This window comes from Kitasatospora sp. NPDC048296, assembly GCF_043201815.1.
In the GTDB taxonomy this organism is placed as follows: Bacteria; Actinomycetota; Actinomycetes; order Streptomycetales; family Streptomycetaceae; genus Kitasatospora.
This window is the reverse complement of sequence record NZ_JBICZB010000233.1, coordinates 1-1142: the sequence shown is the minus strand read 5'-3', so window position 1 is coordinate 1142 and position 1142 is coordinate 1. Positions and strand designations below refer to the sequence as shown.

2 protein-coding genes are annotated in these 1142 nt (G+C 74.8%); one reads left to right on the top strand and one right to left on the bottom strand.

Annotation, left to right across the window (positions count from 1 at the left end; genetic code table 11):
- A partial coding sequence (locus ACGF12_RS38700) for a methyltransferase (protein ID WP_393041397.1) occupies positions 1 to 605 on the top strand: 605 nt, incomplete at its 5' end.
- 105 nt (positions 606 to 710) lie between these two features.
- On the opposite strand, the gene ACGF12_RS38695 is transcribed toward ACGF12_RS38700, so the two are convergent.
- A complete protein-coding gene (locus ACGF12_RS38695; protein WP_393041394.1) occupies positions 711 to 1070 on the bottom strand; it encodes a nuclear transport factor 2 family protein in 360 nt (119 codons plus the stop codon).
- Positions 1071 to 1142: the final 72 nt, after the last annotated feature.

Sequence of the window (1142 nt, the reverse complement as noted above, 5' to 3'; positions counted from 1 at the left end):
ACCCCGTCCCCGCCCACCCGGCCGTCACCGCCGCCGCCGAGGCACCCCGCCCGGGCACCGTCGTCGACATCGCCGGTGGCAACGGCGAACTGCTCGGCCGCCTGCTCACCGCCCACCCCCGGCTGCACGGCGTCCTGCTGGAGCGCCCGCACGCCGTCGAGGCCGCGCGCACCCGGCTCGACGCGCTCGGCTGCGGCGACCGCAGCAGCTACGTGACCGGCGACTTCGCCGACGTCCCCGCGGGCGCGGACGTCTACGTCCTGTCCCGCGTCCTGCACGACTGGGACGACGCCCGCTGTGCCGAGATCCTGCGCCACTGCGCCCGCGCGATGCCCGCCCACGCCGACCTGCTCATCATCGAACGCGTCCTGCCCGCCGACGCCTCCACCTCCCTGGCCACCGCCTGGGACCTCCACATGATGGCCAACACCGGCGGCCGTGAGCGCCGCGCCGACCACTACGCCCGCCTCCTCGCCGACGCCGGTCTCCACCTCCTCGACGACGCGACCCCCCTGCCCCTGGGAGCCACCGTCCTCCACGCCCGCCGCGCCACCGCGCCCCTGCCCCACCCCGCCCAGGCCCCGGAGGCGACCCAGCCGGCCTGAGGCCTGGCTGAGCGGACGAGCTCAGGGGCGGGGCCACCGATCGGGTACCCGGTCGGCGGCCCCGCCGCTGCTGACCGAGGTCAGCGGATCCAGCCGGTCACCGCCTCACACCGCGGGCCCGTAGGCGCCGAGGCCGCGGCAGACCAGGCCGTCGCGGAAGGTGAGGACCTCGGCGACGGCCCGCCCGCGCTCGTTGCGGTAGTTGATGACGAGGGTGTCGACCGAGGCGCGGACGTCCTCGACCGTGAAGTGCAGATCGGGCAGGTGCTCCAGGCCCTTGGCCCAGTAGTCGCGCAGGGCGTCCTTGCCGCGCACCTCCCCGGACGGGTCTCCGATGATCTCGACGATCCGCGGCGAGGCGAAGACGACGTCCTCGGTGAAGTGGGCGAGGATGCGCTCCAGGTCGTGCGAGTTCCAGGCGGCGGCCCAGTCCCGGGCGAAGCGGGTGGCGAATTCGAGATCCATGACCCAGGACGGTACGACAAGCAGCCCGTCCCCGCCCGCGATTCCAGGATCCGGTCACGCCTGTCACACCGG

Bases quoted from the DNA above. Each gene is read 5' to 3' on its own strand.
- ACGF12_RS38695 (WP_393041394.1), bottom strand. From the start codon at position 1,070: ATGGATCTCGAATTCGCCACCCGCTTCGCCCGGGACTGGGCCGCCGCC.